The organism is Curtobacterium sp. MWU13-2055 (assembly GCF_023242305.1).
GTDB lineage: Bacteria > Actinomycetota > Actinomycetes > Actinomycetales > Microbacteriaceae > Curtobacterium.
Genome location: NZ_JALLIO010000010.1, coordinates 17,685 through 43,606 on the forward strand (window position 1 = coordinate 17,685; position 25,922 = coordinate 43,606).

At 71.1% G+C, this 25,922-nt stretch carries 30 protein-coding genes; 20 read left to right on the top strand and 10 right to left on the bottom strand.

Features of this window, described 5'->3' with window-relative positions:
- Nucleotides 1-13 precede the first annotated feature (13 nt).
- A complete protein-coding gene (locus tag M4960_RS16975; RefSeq protein WP_248704899.1) occupies nt 14-892 on the bottom strand; it encodes a LysR family transcriptional regulator in 879 nt (292 codons plus the stop codon).
- An 81-nt stretch (nt 893-973) separates the two neighbouring features.
- Between M4960_RS16975 and M4960_RS16980 the strand changes: the two genes are divergently transcribed.
- Nucleotides 974-2,257: an MFS transporter gene (locus tag M4960_RS16980; RefSeq protein WP_248704900.1), complete on the top strand. Its 1,284-nt coding sequence runs from the start codon at nt 974-976 to the stop codon at nt 2,255-2,257.
- Between the two features lie 131 nt (nt 2,258-2,388).
- A complete protein-coding gene (locus M4960_RS16985) occupies nt 2,389-2,994 on the top strand; it encodes a hypothetical protein (RefSeq protein WP_248704901.1) in 606 nt (201 codons plus the stop codon).
- A 172-nt stretch (nt 2,995-3,166) separates the two neighbouring features.
- Here the strand turns inward: M4960_RS16985 and M4960_RS16990 are convergent, their stop codons facing one another.
- Nucleotides 3,167-4,087 carry a cation diffusion facilitator family transporter gene (locus M4960_RS16990; protein ID WP_248704902.1) on the bottom strand — a complete coding sequence of 307 codons (921 nt, stop codon included), beginning with the start codon at nt 4,085-4,087 and terminating at the stop codon, nt 3,167-3,169.
- A 47-nt stretch (nt 4,088-4,134) separates the two neighbouring features.
- Between M4960_RS16990 and M4960_RS16995 the strand changes: the two genes are divergently transcribed.
- Genes M4960_RS16995 through M4960_RS17000 form a run of 3 tightly spaced genes read left to right on the top strand, consistent with a single transcriptional unit; the run spans nt 4,135 to nt 5,841 of the window.
- The gene (locus M4960_RS16995; protein WP_308222026.1) at nt 4,135-4,689 is read left to right on the top strand and encodes a DUF4166 domain-containing protein; all 555 of its coding nucleotides are present in this window, start codon (nt 4,135-4,137) and stop codon (nt 4,687-4,689) included.
- Between the two features lie 41 nt (nt 4,690-4,730).
- Nucleotides 4,731-4,862, top strand: a complete 132-nt coding sequence (locus M4960_RS19490; RefSeq protein WP_374203002.1) for a hypothetical protein — start codon at nt 4,731-4,733, stop codon at nt 4,860-4,862.
- 1 nt (nt 4,863) lies between these two features.
- On the top strand, nt 4,864-5,841 hold the full coding sequence (locus M4960_RS17000) for an epimerase (protein WP_248704903.1): 978 nt from the start codon (nt 4,864-4,866) through the stop codon (nt 5,839-5,841).
- Here M4960_RS17000 and M4960_RS17005 read toward each other — a convergent pair.
- Nucleotides 5,810-6,799 (bottom strand): EamA family transporter, encoded by a 990-nt coding sequence (locus M4960_RS17005; protein WP_248704904.1) that lies wholly within the window; start codon nt 6,797-6,799, stop codon nt 5,810-5,812. The genes M4960_RS17000 and M4960_RS17005 overlap by 32 nt on opposite strands.
- A 71-nt stretch (nt 6,800-6,870) precedes the next feature.
- Here M4960_RS17005 and M4960_RS17010 point away from each other — a divergent pair, with 71 nt between their 5' ends.
- Entirely contained in the window at nt 6,871-7,785 is a 915-nt protein-coding gene (locus M4960_RS17010) for a LysR family transcriptional regulator (protein ID WP_248704905.1), read from the top strand.
- Between the two features lie 86 nt (nt 7,786-7,871).
- Here M4960_RS17010 and M4960_RS17015 read toward each other — a convergent pair whose 3' ends face one another.
- The 5 genes from M4960_RS17015 to M4960_RS17035 all read right to left on the bottom strand — a co-directional run bounded on the left by M4960_RS17015 (nt 7,872) and on the right by M4960_RS17035 (nt 12,427).
- Nucleotides 7,872-8,681, bottom strand: a complete 810-nt coding sequence (locus tag M4960_RS17015) for a L,D-transpeptidase family protein (protein ID WP_243692355.1) — start codon at nt 8,679-8,681, stop codon at nt 7,872-7,874.
- Between the two features lie 2 nt (nt 8,682-8,683).
- Nucleotides 8,684-9,952 carry a hypothetical protein gene (locus tag M4960_RS17020; RefSeq protein ID WP_248704906.1) on the bottom strand — a complete coding sequence of 423 codons (1,269 nt, stop codon included), beginning with the start codon at nt 9,950-9,952 and terminating at the stop codon, nt 8,684-8,686.
- Between the two features lie 134 nt (nt 9,953-10,086).
- Nucleotides 10,087-11,472, bottom strand: a complete 1,386-nt coding sequence (gene purB, locus M4960_RS17025) for an adenylosuccinate lyase (RefSeq protein WP_123672158.1) — start codon at nt 11,470-11,472, stop codon at nt 10,087-10,089.
- Entirely contained in the window at nt 11,469-11,981 is a 513-nt protein-coding gene (locus M4960_RS17030) for a low molecular weight protein-tyrosine-phosphatase (protein ID WP_123293449.1), read from the bottom strand. The genes purB and M4960_RS17030 overlap by 4 nt, the downstream gene beginning before the upstream one ends.
- A gap of 47 nt (nt 11,982-12,028) precedes the next feature.
- A complete protein-coding gene (locus M4960_RS17035; RefSeq protein WP_111087052.1) occupies nt 12,029-12,427 on the bottom strand; it encodes a phage holin family protein in 399 nt (132 codons plus the stop codon).
- 72 nt (nt 12,428-12,499) lie between these two features.
- Here M4960_RS17035 and M4960_RS17040 point away from each other — a divergent pair, with 72 nt between their 5' ends.
- The 6 genes from M4960_RS17040 to M4960_RS17065 all read left to right on the top strand — a co-directional run bounded on the left by M4960_RS17040 (nt 12,500) and on the right by M4960_RS17065 (nt 18,959).
- Nucleotides 12,500-13,579, top strand: a complete 1,080-nt coding sequence (locus M4960_RS17040; protein ID WP_248704907.1) for a histidinol-phosphate transaminase — start codon at nt 12,500-12,502, stop codon at nt 13,577-13,579.
- 23 nt (nt 13,580-13,602) lie between these two features.
- Nucleotides 13,603-14,739 (top strand): thiamine pyrophosphate-dependent dehydrogenase E1 component subunit alpha, encoded by a 1,137-nt coding sequence (locus M4960_RS17045; protein ID WP_111087051.1) that lies wholly within the window; start codon nt 13,603-13,605, stop codon nt 14,737-14,739.
- A gap of 86 nt (nt 14,740-14,825) precedes the next feature.
- Nucleotides 14,826-15,785 (top strand): alpha-ketoacid dehydrogenase subunit beta, encoded by a 960-nt coding sequence (locus M4960_RS17050; protein ID WP_111087054.1) that lies wholly within the window; start codon nt 14,826-14,828, stop codon nt 15,783-15,785.
- Nucleotides 15,786-15,831: 46 nt separating this feature from the next.
- On the top strand, nt 15,832-17,442 hold the full coding sequence (locus M4960_RS17055; RefSeq protein WP_248704908.1) for a dihydrolipoamide acetyltransferase family protein: 1,611 nt from the start codon (nt 15,832-15,834) through the stop codon (nt 17,440-17,442).
- A 71-nt stretch (nt 17,443-17,513) separates the two neighbouring features.
- Entirely contained in the window at nt 17,514-18,095 is a 582-nt protein-coding gene (locus M4960_RS17060; RefSeq protein WP_123293452.1) for a GNAT family N-acetyltransferase, read from the top strand.
- Nucleotides 18,096-18,224: 129 nt separating this feature from the next.
- On the top strand, nt 18,225-18,959 hold the full coding sequence (locus M4960_RS17065) for a GntR family transcriptional regulator (protein ID WP_123293453.1): 735 nt from the start codon (nt 18,225-18,227) through the stop codon (nt 18,957-18,959).
- An 88-nt stretch (nt 18,960-19,047) separates the two neighbouring features.
- Here the strand turns inward: M4960_RS17065 and M4960_RS17070 are convergent, their stop codons facing one another.
- Both M4960_RS17070 and M4960_RS17075 read right to left on the bottom strand, forming a co-directional pair.
- Nucleotides 19,048-19,500: a glucose PTS transporter subunit IIA gene (locus tag M4960_RS17070; protein WP_123293454.1), complete on the bottom strand. Its 453-nt coding sequence runs from the start codon at nt 19,498-19,500 to the stop codon at nt 19,048-19,050.
- On the bottom strand, nt 19,497-19,733 hold the full coding sequence (locus tag M4960_RS17075; protein ID WP_071293232.1) for a PTS transporter subunit EIIB: 237 nt from the start codon (nt 19,731-19,733) through the stop codon (nt 19,497-19,499). The genes M4960_RS17070 and M4960_RS17075 overlap by 4 nt, the downstream gene beginning before the upstream one ends.
- A gap of 178 nt (nt 19,734-19,911) precedes the next feature.
- Here M4960_RS17075 and M4960_RS17080 point away from each other — a divergent pair, with 178 nt between their 5' ends.
- From M4960_RS17080 to rpmG, 8 genes are all read left to right on the top strand, one after another.
- The gene (locus tag M4960_RS17080; protein WP_123672150.1) at nt 19,912-21,177 is read left to right on the top strand and encodes a PTS transporter subunit EIIC; all 1,266 of its coding nucleotides are present in this window, start codon (nt 19,912-19,914) and stop codon (nt 21,175-21,177) included.
- A 187-nt stretch (nt 21,178-21,364) separates the two neighbouring features.
- Nucleotides 21,365-22,276 (top strand): metal ABC transporter solute-binding protein, Zn/Mn family, encoded by a 912-nt coding sequence (locus M4960_RS17085; RefSeq protein WP_248704909.1) that lies wholly within the window; start codon nt 21,365-21,367, stop codon nt 22,274-22,276.
- A gap of 47 nt (nt 22,277-22,323) precedes the next feature.
- Nucleotides 22,324-23,169, top strand: a complete 846-nt coding sequence (locus M4960_RS17090) for a metal ABC transporter ATP-binding protein (RefSeq protein WP_123937638.1) — start codon at nt 22,324-22,326, stop codon at nt 23,167-23,169.
- Entirely contained in the window at nt 23,169-24,140 is a 972-nt protein-coding gene (locus M4960_RS17095) for a metal ABC transporter permease (protein WP_248704910.1), read from the top strand. Before M4960_RS17090 ends, M4960_RS17095 begins: the two co-directional genes overlap by 1 nt.
- Nucleotides 24,137-24,580 (top strand): Fur family transcriptional regulator, encoded by a 444-nt coding sequence (locus M4960_RS17100; RefSeq protein ID WP_123293457.1) that lies wholly within the window; start codon nt 24,137-24,139, stop codon nt 24,578-24,580. The genes M4960_RS17095 and M4960_RS17100 overlap by 4 nt, the downstream gene beginning before the upstream one ends.
- A gap of 10 nt (nt 24,581-24,590) precedes the next feature.
- On the top strand, nt 24,591-25,283 hold the full coding sequence (locus M4960_RS17105) for an alpha/beta fold hydrolase (protein WP_134195459.1): 693 nt from the start codon (nt 24,591-24,593) through the stop codon (nt 25,281-25,283).
- 230 nt (nt 25,284-25,513) lie between these two features.
- The gene (gene rpmB / locus M4960_RS17110) at nt 25,514-25,750 is read left to right on the top strand and encodes a 50S ribosomal protein L28 (protein WP_111085377.1); all 237 of its coding nucleotides are present in this window, start codon (nt 25,514-25,516) and stop codon (nt 25,748-25,750) included.
- Complete coding sequence (gene rpmG / locus M4960_RS17115) at nt 25,750-25,920, top strand: 50S ribosomal protein L33 (protein ID WP_017886456.1); 171 nt, start codon at nt 25,750-25,752, stop codon at nt 25,918-25,920. Before rpmB ends, rpmG begins: the two co-directional genes overlap by 1 nt.
- Nucleotides 25,921-25,922: the final 2 nt, after the last annotated feature.

Consider the following 25,922-nt stretch of genomic DNA (forward strand, 5'->3'; position numbering starts at 1 on the left):
AACCGGCGCCGCGTCACACGACGCGCGCGGCGACGAGGTCGCGCGCGAGCGTCCGGACGGCACGGTTCGGCTCCGGACTCGTGCGGATCGCCAGGCCGATGCGGAGCGGTTCGACCGCGTCCTCGAGCTCGAAGACCGCGCCGTCGTGCCGCACCCCGGAGTCCGGCACGACCCCGACCCCCAGCCCCGCCGAAGCGAACCGGATCACCGCGGGCATGTCGTTCATCTCGGCGACGATCCGCCGCCGGATCCCGAGCCGTTCGAGTGCGCCGTCCAGGATGATCCGGTTGCCGAACCCGTGCGCGGTGTCGACGAAGGGCTCGTCCGCGAGCTCGGCGAGCGACACCGAGGCGCGCCCCGCCAACGGGTGGTCCGACGCCGTGAAGACCCGGAACGGCATCTCGCGCAATGGTTCGACCACCACACCGGCCGGCACCGTCGGCAGCCCCGTGTACGCGAGGTCGAGGCGCCCGGCGACGAGGTCCTGCACGAGCCCGGTCGTGCCGGACGGCGAGGTCATGAGCTCCACGGTGACGAGTGGGTGCCGCCGCCGGAACCGCTGCAGCACGCCGGTCAGGTCGACGATGTCCATGCTCGTGAAGATGCCGAGCCGCACCCGTCCGCGCAGGTCGGCGTCGTCCACGATCGCCAGGTCGCGCATCCGGTCGAGCGACTCCAGCACGGCGCGGGCGTGTGGGAGCAGGTCCTCGCCGGCGGTCGTGAGGACGAGGTGCCGTCCGGTGCGGTCGAACAGCCGCACGCCGAAGGTCCGCTCGAGCGAGGCGATCCCGGCCGACACCGTGGACTGCGCCGCCCAGAGGCGCTCGGCCGCCCGGGTCACGCTGCCCTCGGCGGCGACGGTCACGAACTGTTCGAGCAGGCGGGTCTCCATCACCCCATCATCGATCCGATCGATGGACGGCATCAACAGCGTCCGTTGGACTCGATGTGTTGTGCGCGCGATCATCGGAGCATGTCAACCGTGACCGACACCCCGACGGGCGCTCTCCCCGCCACTGCATCCGCTCCCGCGAGCGACCGCGTCCCGGCCCCGCGTGGCCGTCGAGCGCACACCCGTCGGCGCCACGGCTTCGGCTTCTGGGCCGTCGCCTTCGCGTTCCTGTCGGTGATGGCCTTCGCGACCGTCCCCGCACCGCTCTACGTCATCTACCAGGCACGAGACGGCTTCCCGACGTTCACCACCACGATCATCTTCGCCGCGTACGGCGTCGGGGTCGTCGGGTCCCTGTACCTGGCCGGGCACCTCAGCGACGTGCACGGGCGGAAGCCGCTCATCCTCGTGTCGATCGCGCTCGAGCTCGTCGCCGCCGTGCTGTTCCTGGTCTGGAACGACGTCACCGGCCTGATCGTCGCGCGGCTCGTGACTGGCCTCGGCGTCGGCACGCTCACCGCCACGGCGACCGCCCACCTCGGTGAGCTGCGGGTCCGTGCGACCGGTTCGTCCGACTCGGCGAAGGGCGCGAGCGTCGCCGCCGGTGCCGTGAACCTCGGCGGGCTGTCGCTCGGCGCCCTCGTCGGGGGTGCGCTCGCCGAGTTCGTCGGAGCGCCGCTCATGGTGCCGTACGTCGTGTTCGTCGTCGCGCTGACCGTGGCCTTCGTGCTCGTCCTCGTCGTGCCGGAGACCGTCGCCCGCCCCGAGACCCGTGTGCGCTACCGCCCGCAGCGCATGCAGGCGCCGGAGGGCAAGGCCGCCGCGTTCTGGGCAGCCGGTGCCGCAGCGTTCGCGGCCCTCGCGGTCCAGGGGCTCTTCACCTCGGTCGCCCCGACGTTCCTCGGCACCACCTTCCACGTCACCGACCGACTGGCGGCCGGTGCGACGACCTTCGGGGTGTTCGCCGCGAGCGCCGTCTCGCAGATTGTGTTCGCCCGACTGACGCAGCGCACGCAGATCCGACTCGGCATGGTGCTCCTGGTCGGCGGTCTGGCGGTGCTGGCCGTCGCCGCGGTCCTGCTGCAGGTCGCCGGCTTCATCGGCGGTGGCGTCGTGGCGGGCGCCGGGGTCGGGCTGCTCTTCCGGGCCAGCATCGCGAGTGCCGGAGCCCTGGTCGGTCCCGAGCGTCGCGGCGGGGTGCTCGCGGCCACGTTCCTCATCGCGTACGCCGGGCTGACGGTGCCGGTCGTGGCCGTCGGGGCGGCGCTCCTGGTGATCCCGACCCTGCCCGTCCTGATCGGGTACGTGGTGCTCGTCGCCGTCCTGGCCGTCGTCGCCGGCACCCGACTGGCCGCGCGCGCCTGACGCGGGGCGGGCCTCCCGTCCGCCCGTCGCATCCCGGAACCAGGTTCCGGACACCGCAGCACGCGATCGCGCGGTGTCGTGTCCGGAACCTTGTTCCGTCGTGCGGGTCGCACTCCCGGCATACTGGGCGCGTGCCCCAGAACCGCAACCGTCCCGTGATCACGGGGATCGCGGCCGTGGTGGCCGCCGGTCTCCTCGCCGGCGGGCTGTTCCTGACGGCGCGGCAGGGCGCGGACGACCCGACCATCGGCGCCGGATCGAGTTCCGGGACGCCGAGCGACGCTGCGACCGCCTCCGGCGACGGCACCGTCACGATCACCCGCGCCGGGCCGGACCTGCCCGGCGACACCACCCTGGCGCGGTGCGACTCCACGACCCAGGCGGCCGTCGCCCAGTACGACACCGCGGCGCTCGGGCGGGTCACGCTGCAGTGCGGCACGTCGGCGCAGGGCTACGAGCACATTCGGCAGCGACACACCGCCGACTGGCAGGAGGTCGTCGCGGGCCACGGCTCCCGCGACTGGGACGACGCGATGCTCACGGCCGTGCAGACGGCGCTGGTCGCACCGCGAGCGGGGTTCCCGGTCGACGCCGGCGACGGCAAGGTCTGCTACGCGGCGCCGGTGCGGTTCGACGACGGGTCGCGCCCGGATGCGGACCCGTTCGTGAAGGTCATCGTCTCCGCCACCACCGACCGCGTCATCACGGCGTACCCGACGCGCACCGACGACTGCTGACGCGGGCGGGGCGAACGCCGACCCCGAACGACACTCTCGATGTCGTACGACGTCGAGGATGTCGTCTCCGGGCACCGGCAACAGTGCGCGCGTGCAACGAACGACGAAGCCGATGTCGTACGACGTCGACGAAGTCGTTCCGCGTCGACACGCACAACGCCCGCCAGCACCGCTACGCGTGCACCTCGTGCTCGTGCCGCCGGTGCGACGCGGGCTCCAGCTGGAAGGTCGAGTGCTCCACGGGCACGTCGAAGTGCTCCGCCACGCACTGCTGCAGCTCGTCGAGGATCCGCGGAGCGTGCGCCGTCGAGAAGCACTCGTCGTCCACCACCACGTGGGCGGTCAGGTTCGGGACCCCCGTCGCCACCAGGGTCGCGTGCAGGTCGTGCACGGCGATGACGTGCTCGAGCTCGAGGATGTGGCCCCGCACGTCGTCGAGGTCGAGCCCCGGCGGCGTGGACTCGAGCAGCACGTTCGCGGTCTCGCGCAGCAGCCGGATCGCCCGCGGCAGGATGAGCAGGCCGATGAGGATCGCAGCGACCGAGTCGGCACGCTCCCACCCGGTGAGCATGAGCACGACCGCGGCGGCGATGACGGCGACCGAGCCGAGGGTGTCGTTGAGGACCTCGAGCCGGGCGGCGCGCGAGGTGAAGCCCTCGCCGGAGGCCCGCAGCAGCACGCCGTAGGCCACCAGGTTGCCGACGAGGCCGATGATCCCGAACACGAGGAGCGGTCCGGAGTGGATCTCGGCGGGCACGAACAGCCGTTGGATCGCGGAGATGATCACGAAGACGCCGACCGCGAGCAGGATCGCCGCCTGCGCCGTGGCGCTGAGCACCTCGGCACGTTGGAAGCCCCACGTGCGCTGCGTCGTCGGGCTGCGGCGGGCGAGCCGCGTCGCGACGAGTCCGATGCCGAGCCCACCGGTGTCGACGACCATGTGCCCGGCGTCGACCAGCAGCGCGAGGGAACCCGTGACGACGGCACCGACGACCTCGGCCAGCAGGATCGTCGCCGAGATGCAGAACGCGATGAGCAGTGCGCGCTCGGACGCGTGCCCGTGCGAGTGCCCTGCTCCGTGGTCGTGACCCATGTGCCACATCGTAGGGATCGGCACCGACGACATGCCAGGATCGGGACGTGACCCGGTCGCCCTACGAGCTGTCCACACCATCCGACGTGCTGGCTCGGTTGCACCCGCGACTGTCGACGTACTTCGGCGCGATCCCGCCCGGCCACGTCGGCCGTGGTGAAGGGGTGTTCGACGTCGTCGGCACACCGCGCCGGTGGCTCTGGCCGCTCCTCGCCTGGTTCGCCCGCGATTCCGTCATGTTCCCGGTCTGGGAACGGGACGTCCCCTTCACGGTCGAGAACCACCCGGCTCGCGTCCGTCGTGGTCGTGCCGGACGGGAGGCCCGCCCCGCGGTCCGCGCGCACCGCACCTTCCGGTTCCGCTCCGGCAGCCGCACGATGGTGGACGCCATCACCGCCGAACCGGACGGCCTGGTCGACCACCTCGGTCGCCACGGGCGCGTCAGCGCCCGGCTCCGGGCGGAGGTCGACGCGGACGGGCCGGACGCGGGCGCCCTGCGCCTGGTCTCCACGCGCGTGACGTTCCGTGCGCTGGGACGCGAGGTGACCGGGCTCGCAGGCTCGCTCGGCGCGGCCCGCGCGCCGCTGGCGCGTCGCCGCTGAGCGGGCCGCGCCCGGCCGCCCTGTCACCACGTGTGACGCTGATGGAACGATTCGATGACGAAGCGGCCCTCCAGCGCGTGTCCCTGGTGCTCTCGGCGCCGGTGCTCGGCACGCTGTACCGGTACGAGGGGGCGTTCCGGTACGAGATCGCGCCGGACACAGAACGGGGATGAGATGAGCGACCAGAAGGGCCGCGTCGTGATCGCGGGCGCGAGCGGGTTCGTGGGGCAGTACCTGCGGGACGCCTTCACCGAAGAGGGCTACCAGGTCGTCACGGTCGGCCGGACCGGTGACGCGGTGTGGGGCAACACCCTGCGCATCCGCGAGCTCGTCGACGGTGCAGCCCTCGTCGTGAACATGGCGGGCAAGAGCGTCAACTGCCGGTACGGCCGCCGGAACCGTGCCGAAATCACGCGCTCGCGGGTGGACACCACGCTCGAGCTCGCCGAGGCGATCCGCACCGCCGAGCAGCCGCCACCGCTGTGGCTGAACGCCTCGACCGCGACGATCTACCGGCACGCCGACGACCGCGCACAGGACGAACTGACCGGCGAGCTCGGCGAGGGCTTCTCGGTCTCGGTGGCGCGCGCGTGGGAGGACGCCTTCTTCGGCGCGGACCTGCCGTCGACCCGCCGGGTGGCACTCCGGATGGCGATCGTGTTCGGCGACGGCAGCGCACTCGTGCCGCTCCTCCGGCTGGCGCAGACGGGCCTCGGCGGGCCACAGTACGACGGCGCCTGGGTGCCGACCCGGTCCCGGCTGCGGGCGGGGACGTACCACCACCACCGACCGACCCGCGGCCGACAGCGGTTCAGCTGGGTGCACATCGCCGACGTCCTCGGCTCGATCCGGTTCGTCCGCGACCACCCGGAGCTCGAGGGGCCGGTGAACGTGTCGAGCCCGAACCCGTCCGACAACCGGACCGTGATGGCGACGATCCGCGACGCCGTGGGCCGCCGGTTCGGACTGCCGACGCCGCGGTGGATGCTCGAGGTCGGCTCCTTCGCGATCCGCACCGAGACCGAACTGGTGCTCAAGAGCCGGTGGGTGGTGCCGACGCGGTTGACCCAGGCGGGTTACGAGTTCCGCTACCCGCACCTGCGCGGTGCGCTCGCCGGGATCATCGCGGAGCGTCGCCAGCACCGGGGCTGAGCACCGGCACCGGGACTCCGTCGACCGGCGTCGGCACCGGGACCTCGGAAGGCGACGAGTGCGACGGACCCGACGCGCGTGCCGGTCGCGACGCGCGCGCCGGTCGCGACGACCACAGCACCGCCCCGACCACGACGGCGCCGGCGAGCACCTCGACCAGGTCGGGCACCTCGCCGAAGGCCGCCCACGATGCGAGCACGCCGACGACCGGCACGAGCATCGAGAACGGGGCGACCGTGCTCGACGGGTAGGTCGCCATCAGCCGCGACCAGATCCCGTAGCCGACCAGGGTCGCGACCAGCACGATGTAGAGCAGGCCGAGGTCCGCTGGCAGGGCGTCCGCGGTGAAGGCCGTGCCGAGTGCGGCACCGATGCGGTCCGGCCCCTCGACCACGAACGACAGCACGGCCATCGGGATCGGCGGCACGACCGACCACCAGAGCGTCAGGTGCAGCGGGTTCGCGGCTCCGGCTCGTCGTGTCGCGACGTTGCCGATCGCCCACCCGAGGGCACCGCACAGCGCCAGCACCACCGGCAGCAGGGCCGCCGTCTGCGACCGGTGCAGGGCGATCAGGCCGAGGGCGGCGACCGCGATCGTCACGCCGATGACCTGTCGTCCGGTGAGCCGTTCGCGCAGGAACACGCCGGCGAGCACCACCGTGAACGGCGCCGAGGCCTGCAGCACGAGCGAGGCGAGCCCGGACGGCATCCCCGATGCCATGCTCAGGTACAGGAACGAGAACTGCAGCACCCCGAGCCCGAACCCGACGAGCAGCAGCCGCCCGAACGGGATCTTCGGCCGCGGCACGAACAGCAGCGTCGGGATCGCCAGGATCGTGAACCGCAGGGCCGCGAGCAGGAACGGCGGGAAGTGCTCGAGGGCGAGCGCGGTCGCGGGGAAGTTCAGGCCCCAGACGACGGCGACGACCAGGGCGAGGAGGCGGTCACGGTTGGTCATGCTCCGATCGTGGTGGCTCCGAAGGTGTAGGACCAGCGAATTGTTCGCAACCGACGTTGTAGCCTCCCTGCATGGTCGACTTCGACGTGCACCTGCTCGCCGTCCTCCGCGAACTCGCCGAGCGCGGCAGCGTCACCGCCGTCGCCGAGGCCACGCACCGCACGCCCAGCGCGGTGTCGCAGCAACTGCAGACGCTGCAGCGGCAGGTGGGCGTTCCGCTCGTCGAGCGCATCGGACGCGGCGTCCGGCTCACCGCCCACGGCGAGGTGCTGGCCGGCCTGTCGGCCGGCGTCGCCACGGCGATCGCCCGGGTCGACGCCGCGTGGCAGGAGTACCTGGGTGGCGCGACGGGCCGCGTCGACCTCGCGATCTTCCCGTCGGTGGCCGAACTGCTGCTGCCCGGAGTCCTCACCCGGATGCGCGCGCACCCCGGCATCGAGTTGGCCCTCGTCGACGTGGACGTCAGCGAGGGGGAGTTCGCACCCCTGGCCGCCGACCACGACGTCGTCGTCGGACACCGGTCGGACGGGGTGCGGCTGGCGGACCAGGGATCGGTCGAGACGGTGCCGCTCCTGCGCGAACCGCTCGACGTCGCGGTGCCGCCGGGGCACCGGCTCGCCGGTCGCGAGCGGGTCGGGATCGACGAGGTCGTCGGCGAGACCTGGATCGGCGTGCCCGAGGGCTACCCGATCGACCGGGTCCTGCAGGCGATGGCGGCGGCGTCGGACGCCCCGCCGAGCGTCGCCTTCCGGACGATCCACCTGCCCGTCATCGAGAACCTGGTCGCAGCGGGCCACGGCGTCGCGCTCGTGCCGCGGTACACCTCGGGCACCCGGGCGTCCGGCCGGTTCCACCTGGCCGAGCTGGCCGACGTGCGTGCGGGGCGCCGGATCGAGGCGCTGGTCCGCCCCGACCGTGCGGTCCGCCCCGTGGTGCGCACCGTCCTGGAGGCGCTGGTCGCCGAGGCCCTGGACGTCACCACCTGAGACGGTCGCGCCCACTGCCGGGCGCACGCCGTGCCTCCAGTCCGGGTGTGCGCCACGGCAGACCCGCTTCGTGCGCGGAAACGCGCTCAGCGCACCTGGAACGGTGTGCCGAGCGGCAGGAGCTCGGCCAGGGCGCTGATGTCGGCGTTGTGCATGCGGATGCAGCCGTGCGAGGCAGCGGTCCCGATGCTCGAGCTGTCGTCGGTGCCGTGCAGACCGATCTGGCCCGGGCCGCCGCCGAACGAGTTGAGGACGTCCGAGAACGCCGTCGTGCCGTACGCGTACGGGCCGTAGCCGCTGTTCGTCGGGGCGAGCAGCTCGGTCAGGGCGAAGCGGCCGGTCGGCGACGGGGTGCCGCCGGTGCCGGTCGCGACGGGGTAGCTGTCGACGACCTTGCCGTCCTTGTACAGGTCGAGCGTGTTCTCCGCGCGGGTGACCACGATGGCGTACGGGTCCTCGGTGAGGGTGACCGCGCTCGTCGGGACCCACCCGGTGCTGCCGTTCGGACGCTGTGCGAGCTGTACCTGCGCCCAGCCGTCCCGCTGGTCGACCACACGGAAGACGAGTGGTGCGCCGGACTGCTGCGGGTTCGACAGGGTGGTCGTGGCCGCGCCGCCGGGCGTACGGCTGACCGGCACGCTGTCACCGCGGACGGCCGCGACGGTCGTGCTCGCGGGCGCGTCGACCGCATCGGTGGGGCCTGCGGAGCGCGTCGGGCCCGGTGTCGCCGTGGGGGTCGGCGTCGCGCTCGCGGCGACGGACCGTGTCGGGGTCGGCGCGGGGGCCGCCGACAGGGGGCCGAAGGCGACGAACGCCACCGCCCCGGCGCAGACGACGGCCACGGCGGCGGCGATCAGTGTCGCGCGCCGCCGTGGCTCGGTCGGGAGGATCGGCAAGATCAGCCCGTGAAGGTCGCCGTTCCGGGCACCGGCACGGCGACCGGCGCCGTGGCGGCGTCAGCCGTCACGGTGAGCGTCGTCGCGGCCGTCTGCCCCGACGACAGGCCGACGAGACCGAGCACGTAGGTGCCGGCCGAGTCGACGAGGTCGGCGGGCAGGACGATGGTCCCGGAGACGTTGCCGTCAGCGTCGGCGCGGAACTGGACGCCGGGGATCGCGACGGCGTCGGCTGCGTCGCCGACGGCAGCGGTGACGACCTCGTTCGGGGCGAAGCCCGAGCCCTGCACGCGGACACCGGTGGTGGTGGCCTCGGTCAGCGTGGCGGAGGTGGTGAGCAGACGTGCTGCCGCGGTGGGCTGCGGCGTGAAGTACGTCGTGGTGTCGTCGATGCGCAGGGCCGAGATCGAACCGCTGGCGTCGGCGGCGAGGGCCTGGGCGTCGGACTCGAGCGGCGAGGCGAGGCTCTTCAGCTCGCCGCCGGGGGCTTCCTCGACCGGGGTGGTCGGGGCCGTGGTCGGCTCATCCGTCGGCTCGACCGTGGGCTCGTCCGTCGGGACGGGCGTCTCGGTCGGAGCCGGCGTCTCGGTCGGGGCGGGCGTCTCGGTCGGAGCGGGCGTCTCGGTCGGCTCGTCGGTCGCGGGCGGTGCGGGGACCTCGGCGGTGATGTCGATGCCGACGTAGACGACGTAGCCGACGACCTCGGCGTCAGCCGCCTTCAGGTCTGCAGCGAGGTCCGCGGTCGACTCGGTGGTCCCGGTGCTGGGGTCGATCCACTTGGTCGAGGTACCGCTGAGGCCGGCGTCGCCGTCGCCCGCGGCGAAGACGACGGTCTGCGCGCTGGTGTCACCGCCCTCCTGGATGGCGAGACCGAAGGTGGTCGCGCCGGTGGTCTCGGCGCCGGCACCGGCGACGAGCGCGCCGAGGTTGCTCGGGGCGACCGGGTTGTTGAGACCGCGGACCAGGCCGACGCCCTCGCCCTCGGAGACCGAGACGCCGTCCTCGTCGAGCGTGGCGAAGTCGGTGATCTTCCCGCCGGCGGTCGGGTCGGACAGTGCCGCCCAGTACCACTGGTCGGTCAGCGGGAACTCGCCCTCGGGCGCCGCCGTGAAGTCGGCGGCCGAGTCGGTCCAGGTGACGACGGCCGAAGCGGCGCCGTCGGACACGTCGGCGGTGGAGACGGTGGGGACGAGCGCAGCGGTGACGCCGAGCACGGTGGCGCCGACGGCGGCCGCGGTGATGCGGGAACGAAGCACGGTGTGGAGATCCATCCGGTCAGAGGACAGGGGTCGTCCTCTGTGACGCCCCCGTGCTGAGACGATGCTCAGCGGAACGAACCTACCGACTTCATGAGGATTCCGCACCCCTTTGGAGCACAGTGTTCACATCGTGCAGGTGAACAGCGTCAGACGTCGAGGTGGTCGACCAGCTCGTCCGCCAGGCCCGTGTACGTCGCCGGCGTCAGGTTCGTCAGCCGGGCCTTCGCACCGTCCGAGATGTCCAGACCGTTCACGAACACGATGAGGTCCTGCTGGGTCACCCGCTTGCCGCGGGTGAGGTCCTTGAGCATCGCGTAGGGGTCCTCGATGTTCGACTGCCCGGCGGTGACCTCGGCACGGATGACCGTCTGGATCGCCTCGGCGAGGACCTCCCAGTTGTGGTCGAGGTCGTCGGCGAGCTTGGCCTCGTTCACCGAGATCTCGCCCAGGCCGCGGCGCAGGTTGTCGAGCGCGAGCAGCGAGTGCCCGAACGCGACGCCGATGTTCCGCTGCGTGGTGGAGTCGGTCAGGTCGCGCTGCAGGCGGCTCGTCACCAGGGTCTCGGACAGGGTGGAGAACAGCGCCGACGAGATCTCGAGGTTCGCCTCGGCGTTCTCGAACTTGATCGGGTTGATCTTGTGCGGCATCGTCGACGACCCGGTGGCACCGGCGACCGGGATCTGCGTGAAGTACCCCATCGAGATGTAGGTCCACACGTCGGTCGCCAGGTTGTGCAGGATGCGGTTGGCGTGCCGGATCCGGTCGTACAGCTCGGCCTGCCAGTCGTGCGACTCGATCTGCGTGGTGAGCGGGTTCCAGGTGAGTCCGAGGCCCTCGACGAACTCGCGCGACAGCGTCGGCCAGTCGGCCTCGGGGTCGGCGGCGAGGTGGGCCGAGAAGGTGCCGGTCGCGCCGGAGAACTTGCCGAGGTACTCGCCGCCCTCGATCTGGGCCAGGACGCGCTCGAGCCGGTAGACGACGACCGCGAGCTCCTTGCCGAGCGTCGACGGGGTCGCGGGCTGCCCGTGCGTGTGGGAGAGCATCGGGACGGCGCGCAGCTCGACGGCGAGCGTCCGCAGCTTCTCGAGCACGGCACGGTACGCCGGCAGCCAGACCTGGTCGACGGTGTCGCGCACGGTCAGGGCGTACGACAGGTTGTTGACGTCCTCGCTCGTGGCGGCGAAGTGGGTCAGCTCGGCGATCGCGTCCAGCCCGAGCTCCGAGAGCCGGCGGCGGACGAAGTACTCGACGGCCTTGACGTCGTGGCGGGTCGTCGCCTCGATCTCGGCGAGTTCGGCGATCTGGTCGTGGCCGAAGGTCTCCACGATGCGCCGGAGCGCGGCCTTGTCGTCGACGCTGAGCGGCGAGGTGGTGAACATCGCGTGGTCGGTCAGGAAGACCAGCCACTCGACCTCGACCACGATGCGCGCGCGGTTGAGCCCGGCCTCGGAGAGGTGCTCGCCCACCGTGTGCACGATCGGGTAGTAGCGCCCGTCGAGCGGGCTGATCGGCTGCGGGGGAAGGGGGGTCATGGGGCTCCCTGACGGACGGCCGGCTCGAGCTGGTGGAAGAGCGCCCGGCAGGCCCGTTCGACGGTCGAGAGCACTCGGTCGAACTCGTGCCGGTCCGCGTAGTACGGGTCCGGCACGTCGGTCTGCTGGGGCCAGGCGTCGTCGTACCGCAGCAGGAGCGTCACCTTGGCGGAGTCGTCCATGGTCGGTGCCCACGATCGCAGGACGCGTTCGTGGGAGCGGTCGAGTGCGACCACCAGATCGAGGTCCGGGAACCGGTCCGGGTCGAACTGACGGGCGCGATGCCTGCTGCCATCGTATCCGCGTGCCGCGAGGGCTGCGATCGTGCGCTCGTCGGCCGGTTCGCCGACGTGCCAGTCACCGGTGCCGGCCGACTCGACGTGGAAGCGCTCGGCGAGCCCGGCGTCCGCGGCGATCTGCGCGAAGACGACGCCGGCCATCGGGGACCGGCAGATGTTGCCACTGCAGACGAACGAGACGCGGAACGGGGCGTCGACGTCCGGGGCCATGGTCACATCATGACGCAGGGAGGGTTCCTCCGCGAGGTCCGTCCGCGTCACGCCCGCTGGCGGTTCAGCACCGGACGGACGAACAGCCCGATCAGCCAGGCGAAGACGGCGAGCACGAAGGCGCCGACGATGCCCCAGCCGAACGACTCGACCTCGAGCCCGAAGCCGAACGCGTCCGAGATGCCCGCGACGATGAGCAGCAGGATCGCGTTCACGATGAAGGAGATGAGCCCGAGGGTCAGGATGTAGATCGGGAACGCCACGATCCGGATCAGCGTGCCGATCACGGCGTTGACGAGCCCGAACACGAAGGCCACGAGCAGGTAGGTGAGCACGGTCGCCGTGGTCCCGCCGTCGCCGAACGCGGTGACGGAGACGCCGCTGACGATGAGCGTGGTGAGCCAGAGGGCCACGGCGTTGACGACGAGGCGGACGAGGAATCGCATGCACCCATGATGCCCTCCGACACCCGCGCAGTCACCGACACTGCCCGCACGGCCGCGGGTTAGCCTGTGCAGGTGACTGACGAGCGTGTGCACATCCGGCCCGAGATCGCCGTCCTCCCCGCCTACAAGCAGGGATGCCAGGCCGCCGACGACGCCTTCAAGCTGTCCAGCAACGAGAACCCGTTCCCACCGCTCCCCGGGGTGGTCCAGGCCGTGCAGGCGCAGACCGCGTTCAACCGCTACCCGGACGCCACCGCCCTGGCCGTCCGTGCCGCGCTCGCGAACCGCTTCGGACTGACCGCCGACGAGGTGCACGTCGCACCCGGCAGCGTCGCGATCCTGCACGAGCTCGCCCGCGCGACCTCCGGCCCGGGCGACGAGATCGTCTACGCCTGGCGGTCGTTCGAGGCCTACCCCGGCGTCGTCACCGTCGCGGGTGCCACGAGCGTGCAGGTGCCGAACCGGCCGGACGGCGGCCACGACCTCGACGCGATGGCCGCCGCCGTCACCGACCGCACCCGCATGGTGATCGTGTGCACGCCGAACAACCCGACCGGCCCGATCGTGACCGAGTCCGAGTTCGCGTCCTTCATGGCCGCGGTGCCGCAGTCCGTGCTGGTCGTGCTCGACGAGGCATACGCCGAGTTCGCCACCGACGAGGCCGCCGTGCACGGACACCCGTTGCTGGCCCGCTACCCGAACCTGGTCGTCCTCCGGACATTCTCGAAGGCGTACGGTCTCGCCGGGCTGCGCGTCGGCTACGCCCTCGGCCCGGTGTACGTGCTCGAGGCGGTCCGCGCGTGCGCGATCCCCCTCTCCGTCACGGCCCAGGGGCAGGCGGCCGCACTGGCCAGCCTGGAACGCGAGGGCGAACTGCTCGAGCGGGTCTCCGAGATCGCCGCGCTGCGGGACCGCATCGTCACCGAGCTCCGCGAGCAGGGGTGGGCCGTGCCGGACGCCCAGGGCAACTTCGTCTGGCTGCCGACGGGGGACCGCACGGTCGCTGCGGTCGCCGCCTTCGAGGAGGCCGGCATCATCGTGCGGGCCTTCCCGCCGGAGGGCATCCGCATCTCGATCGGCGAGCACGAGGCTGTGGAAACGCTCCTCGAAACGGCCCGCTCGCTTGTGGGGGACCTCCAGGTGGCCGACTGATGCCTGCCGCTACGCTGGCCCGCATGTCATTCCGCGCCGCGGCTCCCGCGACGACCACCGTCCGGCTCCTCGACCCCGAGGGTCGGTTCGTGGAGTCCGACGAGAACGCCGAGTTCGCCGCCGCCGCGCGGGCGATCCCCGACGAGACCCTGCTGGCGATGCACCGCCGCATGGTCCTCACCCGACGGTTCGACCACGCCGGCCACAACCTGCAGCGCACCGGCCAGCTCGGCCTCTGGGTGCCCAGTCACGGGCAGGAAGCGGCGCAGACCGGTTCCGCGTTCGCCCTGCGCGCCCAGGACCACGTCTTCCCCTCGTACCGCGAGCACGCCGTCACGATGCAGCGCGGTGTCGAGCCGATGGAGATCATCGCGATGTACCGCGGGCAGACCCACGGTGGATGGGACCCGGACCAGCGCGGCAACACGCACATCTCCACCCTGGTGATCGGCTCGCAGACCCTGCACGCCACGGGCTACGCGCTCGGCCAGAAGCTCGACGGCGACGTCGGCACGGGCGACCCCGACCGTGACGCGTGCTCCATCGTCTACTTCGGCGACGGCGCGACGAGCCAGGGCGACGTGAACGAGGCGTACGTGTTCTCGGCGTCGACCAAGGCCCCCGTCGTCTTCTTCCTGCAGAACAACCACTGGGCCATCTCGGTACCGGTGTCGGTGCAGTCGCCGACGCCGCTCGTCGACCGTCCCCGCGGCTTCGGGATCCCGAGCGTGCTGATCGACGGCAACGACATCCTCGCCTCGTACACGGCCTCGGTCGTCGCCACCGACCACGCCCGCAGCGGCCAGGGTCCGGCCTTCATCGAGGCCGACACCTACCGCATCGGTGCGCACACCAGCTCGGACGACCCGAGCCGCTACCGCGCGGACGGCGAGCTCGAGGACTGGGTCCGCCGCGACCCGATCGTCCGCTCCGAGGCGTACCTGCGCTCGAAGGGCGCGACGGACGAGCAGTTCGCCGCGTTCGACGAAGAGGGCGAGGACATCGCCGCCGACGTCCGCCGCCGCACCGTGGCGCTGACCCCGCCGTCCGTCGACGTCATGTTCGACAACGTCTACCGCGAGCCGCACCCGCTGGTCGCCGAGCAGAAGGCCTGGCTCGAACAGTACGAGGCCGGCTTCGAAGGGGGCGCCCACGCATGAGCACCACCGAGCAGCTCTTCGACTACACGCTGCGCTCCCACCCGGGCGCCGGCGAGGTCCCGAGCGACCCCACCCCGACCCTGCCGATGGCGAAGGCCCTCAACGCCGGGCTCGCCGCGGCGATGCAGGCGGACGACAAGGTCCTGCTGATGGGCGAGGACATCGGCCAGCTCGGCGGCGTCTTCCGCATCACCGAGGGCCTGCAGGACCGGTTCGGCCCCGAGCGCGTGCGGGACACCCCGCTCGCCGAGGCCGGCATCATCGGCACCGCGATCGGCCTCGCCCTGCGCGGCTACCGCCCGGTCGTCGAGATCCAGTTCGACGGCTTCGTGTGGCCCGGCTTCGACCAGATCACCTCGCAGCTCGCGAAGATGGCGAACCGGCTGCCGGCGCACATGTCGCTGCCCGTCGTCATCCGCATCCCCTACGGCGGCCACATCGGCGCCGTGGAGCACCACCAGGAGTCGCCCGAGGCGTACTTCGCGCACACCCCCGGTCTGCGCGTGGTCAGCCCGAGCACCCCGAACGACGCCTACTGGATGATCCAAGAGGCCATCGCCTCGAAGGACCCGGTCGTCTTCCTCGAGCCGAAGTCGCGCTACTGGCCCAAGGGCCAGGTCGACCTCGTCGACGGGCACGTCCCGATGCACACCACGCGTGTGGCACGCACCGGCACCGAGGTCACCCTCGTCGGCCACGGTGCGATGGTCGCGACCCTCATGCAGGCCGCCGAGCTCGCCGAGTCCGAGGGCACGAGCTGCGAGGTCATCGACCTCCGCTCGATCTCGCCCATCGACTGGGACCCGATCCTCACCTCGGTCCGCAAGACCGGTCGCCTCGTCATCGCGCAAGAGGCGTCCGGCTTCGTCAGTGTCGGCAGCGAGATCGCCGCCACCGTCGCCGAGAAGGCGTTCTACACGATGCAGGCGCCGCCGCTGCGGGTGTCCGGGTTCGACATCCCGTTCCCGGTCTCGAAGCTGGAGCACCTGCACCTGCCGGACGCCGACCGCGTCCTCGAGGCCGTCGACCGCGCCCTCGCATACTGATCCAGCTCGACTGACCCAACTCGTCCGAACGCCGAAGGAGCCGTAAGTGGCCGTCGCCGAATTCCCCCTGCCCGACGTGGGCGAAGGCCTCACCGAGGCCGAGATCGTGCAGTGGCGCGTCGCGATCGGGGACGAGATCACCGTCGACCAGGTCCTGGTCGAGATCGAGACCGCGAAGTCGCTCGTCGAGCTGCCGTCGCCGTTCGCCGGAACCGTCACCGGGCTGCTCGTGTCGGAGGGTGACACGGTCGAGGTCGGCAAGCCGATCATCCGTGTCGAGTCCGACGCGTCGGTCGCGTCCGGTGCGCCGGTCGCGGCTCCGGCGGCGCCGGCGGTTCGGCCGGGAGGCCCGGCACCGGTCGCCGACAGCGTCCCGACCTCGCCCGTGGTCGCCCCGACCCCGCCGGCAGCGCCCGCCCCGGTGGCTCCGGTCGCGCAGACCCAGCCCGCCCCCGTGGCGGCCCCGGCACCTGCTGCTGCACCTGCTCCCGTCGTCGCTGCCGCGCCCACGGCTGCACCGGCAGCACCGGTGCAGCCCGTCGCCGACGGCGCCTCCGTCGTCGGGACGGACGAGTCCTCCGGCGCCGTCCTCGTCGGCTACGGCTCAGCGACCTCGTCGCCGTCCCGTCGCAAGCCGGGCGCCCGCCGGGCCGCAGCCCTGGCGGCCGAGGCGAGCCGTGCCTCCAGTGTGGATGCGCAAGCAGCGGCCGAAGCGGCCAGCGATCCCGGTGAGGACACCACAGCCGAGGCGATCGCCGGTCTGGCCTCCGCGCCCGCGCGGAAGCAGACCCTCGCGACCAACGTGCTCGCGAAGCCGCCGATCCGGAAGCTCGCGAAGGATCTCGGTGTCGAACTGACCGAGATCGTCGCGACCGGGTTCGCCGGCGAGGTCACCCGCGACGACGTCATCCGGCACGCGAAGCAGGCCAGCGTCTTCCGCAACATCGAGACGCCCGAGTGGGGCGAGGTGCGCAGCGAGACGATCCCGGTCAAGGGCGTCCGCAAGGCCATCGCGACCGCGATGACCACCTCGGCGTTCACCGCACCGCACGTGTCGCTGTTCGTCGACGTCGACGCGACCCACACGATGGAGTTCGTCAAGCGCCTCAAGGCCTCGCCGACGTTCGCCGGCGTCAAGGTCTCGCCGCTGCTCATCGTCGCGAAGGCGGTCATCTGGGCCGTCCGCCGCAACCGTTCGGTGAACTCGACCTGGACCGACCGCGAGATCATCGTCCACCACTTCGTGAACCTCGGCATCGCCGCGGCGACTCCTCGTGGGCTCATCGTGCCGAACATCAAGGACGCGCAGGACATGTCGCTGCTCGAGCTGGCGCAGGCGCTCGAGGAGCTCACCCTCACCGCCCGTGACGGCAAGACGACGCCGAAGCAGATGGCGAATGGCACCGTCTCGATCACGAACATCGGCGTGTTCGGCATGGACACCGGAACCCCCATCCTCAACCCGGGCGAGGTCGCCATCGTCGCAATGGGCACGATCAAGCCGAAGCCGTGGGTCGTCGACGGCGAGGTCCGCTCGCGCATGGTGACGACCATCGGCGCCTCGTTCGACCACCGCGTCGTCGACGGCGACGTGGCGTCGCGGTTCGTGCACGACGTGGCCTCGGTGCTCGAGGAGCCGGCGCTCCTGCTCGACTGAGTGCGTGTGGCCTTCCGCAATCGTCGCGTGGTGTTCACACGGATGTCGGTGGTGCGGGGGATGATCGGGGCATGGTCCACCAGCTCCTGACCCCCTCGCAGGAGATCCGAACGGATCGCCTCCTGCTCACCCCGCTCACGCCGGCCGACATCGACGACGTGCACGCGGTGTTCGCCGACGCCCGCACCTGGCAGCACCTGCCGAGCGGACGGCACGTCGCCCGGAGCTCGAGCGTGGACCTGGTGCAGCGGAAGATCGGTGGTCGGGCCCGACACGGACTCGGTTCGTGGGCCGTCCGCACGGCTGCAGACCACGCGTTCGTCGGGGTCGGCGGGGTCGACATGACCGCCGGTGGGGTCTGGAACCTCGGGTACCGGTTGGCTCCCGCGGCCTGGGGGCAGGGCTTCGCGTCCGAGATCGCCCTCGCTGCCGTGCGAGCCGCCGGCGAGACCGCGCCGGACGTCCCCGTGACGGGTCGCGTGCTCACGAACAACCCCGCGTCCGCCGCGGTGCTCCGTCGTGCCGGGCTGTCACTCGTGTGGCAGGGGGCTCCCGGGGTGCAGACGTCGTCCGCCGCGGGGGTCGAGGGGCAGGTCTGGACCGACCGGCTGCTCTCCGACGAACAGTTCGCCTGGCTCGTCCGCAACGCCTGAACCCTCCCGCCGGTCCACGCGGAACGTCACGCACGTTGGCGTTCCGAGGTCGACTCGCTACTGTGATGGGAACTGGTCATGTCCGCGCATGACCACCACCCAGGACCAGCAACGGAGCACGAGGGACGCATGACGAGCCGCATCACCGAGGGTGCCGAACCGAAGCACCAGCAGCTGCGGCGCATCCTGCTCGACCTCGCTACCGCCCGTCTGGCCCCCGGCGCCGCGATCCCGTCCGAACGCCAGCTCATCGCCGAGTACGGCGTCTCACGGATCACCGTGCGCGAGGCACTCGGGCAGCTCGTCAACGAGGGCTACCTCGAGCGTGTGCGCGGCAAGGGCACCTTCGTGGCGCACCGCCCCGTGCAGTCGACGCTGCACCTCGCCTCGTTCACCGAGGAGATGCGCGCGATGGGCCACGTCCCGACCACGGTGGTCCTGGTGCGCGAGGAACGTGTGCCGCCGAGTGACACCGTGGCGGCGCTGCGGCTCGACGCCGAGGTGTCGGCCTTCCACGTGAAGCGACTCCGGATGGCGGACGGCGCTCCGGTGTCGATCGACGACGCCTGGCTCGTGGCCGATGCGTTCCCGGGGCTGCTCGACCACGACCTGTCCGGGTCGGTGTACTCGATCATCGCGAACGAGTACGGCACGCCGATCGACCGGGCACAGCAGACGGTGGCCGCGAACCCGGCCGCCGACGACGTCGCGACCCTGCTCGGCACGAAGACCGGGGCCCCGGTGCTCGAGTTCGACCGGGTGTCGTACGCGGGGGAGCGCCCCGTGGAGCACACCCGCAGCTGGTACCGCTCGGACCGCTACCGGGTGCAGATGGAGGTCACCGCGACCCCGGCGGTCGCGTAGTCCGGCACGAACGCGAAAGCGACTCTGTGCTGCGAACGTTCCGCAGCACAGAGTCGCTTCGGCAAGGAAGAACCGGGGTGCGCCCGGGTCAGACCTCGAACAGGGTGTCGCCGTCGAGCACCGAGGTGCCCACCGTGCCCTGGTCGACGGTGTCCGGCGCGGAGCCGAGCACCACGACGGGGCAGATCGGCGAGTAGCCGGCGGCCGAGATCACCGACGGGGTGAACCGGACGACGGGGTCGCCGGCCGTGACCGTCGAGCCCTCGGTGGCGAGGAGCTCGAAGCCCTCGCCCGACAGCTTCACGGTGTCGATGCCGACGTGCACGAGGACGTCCGTGCCCGCCGAGCCCTGCAGCGCGAACGCGTGCGGGTGCAGCTTCACGATGGTGCCGTCGACCGGGGCCACCGCGGTGACCGCGCCCTCGACGCCCGTCGGGTCCACGGCCACACCGGCGCCGACGAGCTGGCCGGCGAACACCGGGTCCGGCACGTCAGCGAGGGCGACGACCGGGCCGGCGAACGGCGTGCGGACCGCCGTCACAGTTCGTCCTGGATGTCCTGCGCGAGGTTGTCGGCGATGGTGCCGACGATGACCTGCCAGCCGGTGCCGCCGCCGACGACGGCCTGGGCGCCCGCAGCCTGCAGCGCGGCCTTGTCGACGAGGTCGCCGTCCTCCACCTCGACACGGAGGCGCGTGATGCAGCCCTCGACCTCTTCGATGTTGTCGGCACCGCCGAGCGCGGCGATGATGTCGGCTGCCTTGATGTCGGCCATCGTTTCCTCCTCGTTAAGGGTTTTCGTACCAGGTTGACACGGGACCGGTCTCGGTTCAGACTACGGAACTGGTCATGACCGGACAGGACCGGACCTGGCGACACCGCCGAGGTTACCTGCGCTGGCTGCACGACTCAACTCACCCCGACAGCTCCACCCAATGACGAGAGGACCTCCGATGAGCGCCACCACTGCCACGGACGTGCCGGAGAAGAAGAAGCCGAAGAAGCAGTCCCGGCTGTTCGCGCAAGCTCAGCGCCTCGGACGGAGCCTGCTCCTGCCGATCGCGGTCATGCCCGCCGCGGGCATCCTGCTGCGCCTCGGCCAGTCCGACATGCTCGGCGCGATCCCCGGCTTCGAGCAGGGCGCGACGATCATCGCCGCCGCAGGCAACGGTGTGTTCACCTGGCTGCCGCTGCTCTTCGCGGTCGGCATCGCGATCGGGTGGGCGAAGAAGTCGGACGGCACGACCGCGCTCGCGGCCGTCGTCGGCTACATGGTCATGTACCAGGTGTTCGCGGCGATGTCGCCGATCGTCCTTGCCGGGGTGAAGGACGCCAACGGCGACCAGGCCACCATCAACTTCGGTGTCCTCGGCGGCATCGTGATGGGCCTCGTCTCGGCGGTCATGTGGGAGAAGTTCCACCGCACGAAGATGCCCGACTTCCTCGGGTTCTTCTCCGGCCGTCGCCTCGTCCCGATCCTGACCGCGGTCGCTGGTCTGGTCATCGCCGTCCTGATGTCCTTCGTGTACCGCTACTTCGACATCGCGCTGACCGCCGCCGGCCAGGCCGTGGCCGACAACGCCGTCATCGGTGGCGGCATCTTCGGGTTCGTCAACCGCATGCTCATCCCGATCGGGCTGCACCAGCTGCTCAACTTCTTCCCGTGGTTCCAGCTCGGCAGCTTCACTTCGGGCGGGGTCACCTACCACGGCGACATCGCGCGCTTCCTCGCCGGTGACCCGACCGCTGGCATCTTCCAGGCCGGGTTCTTCCCCATCATGATGTTCGCGCTACCGGCCGGTGCGCTCGCCATCTGGCGCAACGCCAAGCCGCAGAACCGCAAGCTCGTCGGCGGCATCATGCTCTCGGCCGCCCTGACCTCGTTCGTGACCGGCATCACCGAGCCGCTCGAGTACTCGTTCATGTTCGTGGCGTTCCCGCTGTACATCATCCACGCGGTGCTCACCGGGACCTCGCTGGCGCTGGTCAACGCCCTCGGGATCCACGACGGGTTCTCGTTCTCGGCCGGTGCGATCGACTACGTGCTGAACTTCGGCAAGGCGGACGGAGCGATCTGGCTCATCCCGATCGGCCTCGGCTACGCGGTCGTGTACTACTTCCTGTTCAGTTTCGTGATCAAGAAGTGGAACCTCCGCACGCCCGGGCGTGAAGAGGACACGATCGCCGAGAACACGATCGACGCGGCCACCAAGCCGTAGACGTCACCACGTGACGGACAGGCGCGCCCCGCTCAGCGGCAACGCGAAGCGTTGCGCGGGGCGCGCCGACCGAGCCTGCGAGGGAGGCGGTGCCAGCTGGCACCGCGCCTCCTGTCCGTCTGTCGTCACCACCAAAGCGCTGATACCGGTTTTGACAATCGTTATCAGCAAGCGCTACCGTCGGAGCATGCACAACCGCCTCCTCGCCCTCCCGCTCGTCGCCGGCGCCGCCGCGCTCGCCCTGACGGGCTGCGCGACCTCCTCGGCCTCGGGCAACGCCAGTAGCGACGGGAAGATCGCCGTCGTCGCCTCGACCAACGTCTACGGCTCGATCGTCCAGTCGATCGGCGGCGACCAGGTGTCGGTCACGAGCGTCCTGAACGACCCCTCGCAGGACCCGCACTCGTTCGAGTCGAGCGCCCGCACCCAGCTCGCGGTGTCGAAGGCCGACCTGCTCATCGAGAACGGCGGCGGGTACGACGACTTCATGACCACGCTCGCCGACGCCTCGGACACCAAGGCCGACACCATCAACGTCGTGAAGCTCTCGGGCTTGGACAAGGGTGGCGACGCCGAGTTCAACGAGCACGTGTTCTACAGCTACCCGACGATGGTGAAGCTGGTCGACGACGTCACGAAGCGCCTGTCCGCGCTCGACGCGGGCGACAAGACCACGTTCGAGCAGAACGCCGACGCGCTCACGACGAAACTCGAGGGCCTCGAGTCCCAGACCGCCGACCTGAAGAAGACGTACGACGGCGAGAAGGTGGCGTACACCGAGCCGGTGCCGGGCTACCTCTTCGACGCGATCGGTCTCGACAACGTCACCCCCGAAGCGTTCTCCGAGGCGATCGAGGAGGGCGACGACGTCCCGCCGGCAGCCCTCAAGGACACCCTCGCGCTGTTCAGTGGCAAGAGCGTGGCGCTGCTCGCCTACAACGACCAGACCTCGAGTGCCGAGACCGAACAGGTCAAGAAGGCCGCCGACCAGAACGACGTCCCGGTGGTCGGTGTCACGGAGACGCTCCCCAAGGGGCAGGATTACGTCTCGTGGCAGCAGGCGAACATCGACGCGGTGCAGGCGGCGCTCCAGAAGTGACGACCTCGACCGCAGCAGCGACGACCGACAGCCCGGCGACCACCTCGGTGGACGACCGGGCTGCGGCCCGTCCGGTCCTGGCCCTGCGCGACGCCGGGCTGTCCTTCGGCGAACGGAAGCTCTGGGGACACCTGGACCTGGACATCGCGCCGGGGGAGTTCGTCGCGGTCCTCGGCCCGAACGGCGCCGGGAAGACCTCGCTCCTGCGCACGGTGCTCGGGCAGCAGCGCCTGACGAGCGGCACAATGTCGTTCCTCGGCCAGCCCGTCCGTCGTGGGCACCGGAAGATCGGCTACATCCCGCAGCAGCGGCTCATGGAGGCCGGCACCCCCCTGCGCGCGCGGGACATGATCGCGCAGGGCGTGACGGGGCACCGGTGGGGCGTCCTGCCGACGTCGAAGGCCGACCGCGCCCGCATCGACCGGATCCTCGACGAGGTCGGCGCCACCGCGTTCGCGGACGCCCCGGTGGCCGAGCTGTCCGGCGGCGAGCAGCAGCGCACCCGCGTCGGTCAGGCCATCGCCGCCGACCCGGCACTGCTGCTGTGCGACGAGCCCCTCATCTCGCTCGACCTGCGGCACCAGCGCGGCGTCACCGAGCTCATCGACCGGCAGCGTCGGCAGCACGATGCAGCCGTGCTCTTCGTGACGCACGACGTGAACCCGATCCTCGACGTCGTCGACCGTGTCCTGTACATCGCCGGTGGCCGGTTCCGGATCGGTTCCCCCGACGAGGTCCTGCGTGCCGACGTCCTGAGCGACCTGTACGGCACCCCCGTCGACGTCGTCCGCACGATGGGCCGCATCGTCATCGTCGGCGCGAACGACGCGCACGACCACCACCACGGCGAGGTCGACCCGCACGCCCCGGCGTCGGACGAAGGGCGGATCTGATGGACGTCCTGTCGACGGTCTTCTCGTTCCAGGACTACGGCGAGCTCGTCTCCCTGGTGCAGAACTCGATCTGGGCCGGCGCGGTGCTCGGCATCGTCGGCGGGCTCATCGGCCCGTTCGTCGTCGCCCGGAACATGCCCTTCGCGGTGCACGGCATCTCGGAGCTGTCCTTCGCCGGAGCGAGCGCGTCCCTGCTGCTCGGTGTCAACGTCGTCACGGGCTCGCTCGTCGGGTCGGTGATCGCGGCGCTGCTCATCGGGGTGCTCGGCTCGAGAGCGCGCGACCGCAACTCGATCATCGCCGTGCTCATGCCGTTCGGTCTCGGGCTCGGCATCCTGTGCCTGGCGCTCTACAAGGGGCGTGCGGCCAACAAGTTCGGGCTGCTCACCGGCCAGATCGTGTCGGTGGACAACCCGCAGCTGACGTTCCTCATCATCATCGCCGCCATCGTCGTGGCCACCCTGCTCGTCATCTGGCGGCCGCTCATGTTCGCGTCGGTCGACCCCGACGTGGCCGCGGCCGCCGGCATCCCGGTGCGGACGCTCGCGATCGTGTTCATGCTCGTCCTCGGCCTGGCCACCGCGGTGTCGGTGCAGATCGTCGGCGCCCTGCTCGTGCTGTCGCTGCTCGTCACCCCGGCTGCCGCGGCACTGCGGCTCAGCTCGCACCCGGTCGTCGTGCCGGTGCTGTCCACGGTGTTCGCCGTGGTGTCGGTCGTCGGTGGCATCCTGCTGGCACTCGGCGGCGGCCTGCCGATCAGCCCCTACGTGACGACCATCTCGTTCGCGATCTGGGTGGTCTGCCGGATCGTCGGGGCCCGGCGCGACCGCCGTGGACGCGATCGGGTCGTCCGCCGCGACCAGCGTGGCGGGGGCACACCGGGCCTCCCGTCCGGAACGAACGGAACCGGAACCGGAGCCGGAACCGGCTCTGGAACGTCAGCCGAAACGAAGGTGGGTGCACCAGCATGAACGCCGTGCAGAAGGTCAAGCGGAACACGTGGCAGCGCGAAGCGGTGCGCGGTGCCCTCGACTCCACCGAGGGGTTCGTCAGCGCGCAGGCGCTGCACCAGCACCTGCGTGACGAGGGCTCGACCATCGGCCTCGCCACCGTCTACCGGGCGCTCGCCGACCTGGCGACCGAGGGTGACGCCGACTCGTTGCAGCAGGACGGCGAATCGCTGTACCGGGCGTGCACGACGGACGCGCACCACCACCATCTGATCTGCCGGAACTGCGGCCGGACCGTCGAGATCGAGGCGGACCCCGTCGAGCAGTGGGCGCAGGACGTCGCCGCCGCCAACGGGTTCACGAACGCCAGCCACGTCGTCGACATCTTCGGCGAGTGCGCGGTGTGCACGGCATCTGCCGCCGCAGCCGGACCGCGGACCGGCGACGCCGACGGCGAGTAGCGTCCGCGCCATGCACGTCATCCTGGTCCCCGGGTTCTGGCTCGATGCGAGCGCGTGGGACGACGTCGCCCCGGTGCTGCTGCAGGCGGGCCACACGGTCGAGGCGATCACCCGCGACGGCGACACGCTCGACGAGCAGGTCGCGGCGCTCGTGGAGCGCCTGGACGACGTCGCCAGCCCGGACGAGCCCGTCGTGATCGCCGGACACTCCGGTGCCGGACCGATCGCGTACATGGCCGCCGACCAGCGGCCCTCGCTCGTCGCACACCTGCTCTACGTCGACACGTTCCCCGGTCCCGCCGGCGGCTGCGTGAACGACGAACTGCCCGTGGTGGACGGTGTGGTGCCGCTGCCGTCGTGGGACGTCTGGGAGCCGGCCACGGTGCGCGGGATGACCCCGGCGTTGCGGGAGTCCTTCGAGCATCGCGCGATCCCGGAGCCGGCCGCCGTGCCGTCCGACCGGTTCCACTACGCCGACGCCGCCCGCCACACGATCCCGGCGACGGTGATCACCTGCGAGATCCCGGCGACCGAGCTCGCGACGATGGTGGCCGACCACCAGACCTGGGCCGCGGAACTCGTCGAGACCGAGGAACTCAGCATCGTCGGACTCGAGACCGGACACTGGCCGATGTTCACGGCGCCGCGCGAACTCGGCGAGCTCATGGTGCGTGCGCTTGCGACACGCCCGGAGCTCGCGTAAGCTCTTCCCTTGGTCCTCCACGTCCGCGTGGTGGACCCGTTGTTCCAAGCCCTCCGACCGTCGCGAACGCCGCGGTCGCGTGGTGTCCGTTCCCCCTTCGACAGGGGCTGCGGGCCTGGGCGGTGTGCACAACCCCCTCGCATGCACCACTCCGGTGGTCCTGCGCGTGCGCACCAGGCAAGTGAACTTGGGTGCGGCCGTCCGGTCGCACGGTACCTCAGGAGGAAACCATGGCAGCAGTGTGCCAGGTGACCGGCGCCGTTCCCGGCTTCGGTCACAACATCTCGCACTCGCACCGCCGGACGAAGCGCCGCTTCGACCCGAACGTGCAGAAGAAGACGTACTACGTGCCGTCGCTGCGTCGCAACGTGACGCTCAACGTCAGCGCTAAGGGCATCAAGGTCATCGACGCGCGGGGCATCGAGTCCGTCGTCAAGGACGTCCTCGCCCGTGGGGAGAAGATCTGATGGCGAAAAAGGGTCAGGACATCCGTCCGATCATCAAGCTCCGCTCGACGGCGGGCACCGGGTTCACGTACGTGACCAAGAAGAACCGTCGGAACAACCCCGACCGTCTCGTGCTGAAGAAGTACGACCCGGTGATCCGCAAGCACGTCGACTTCCGTGAGGAGCGCTAAGC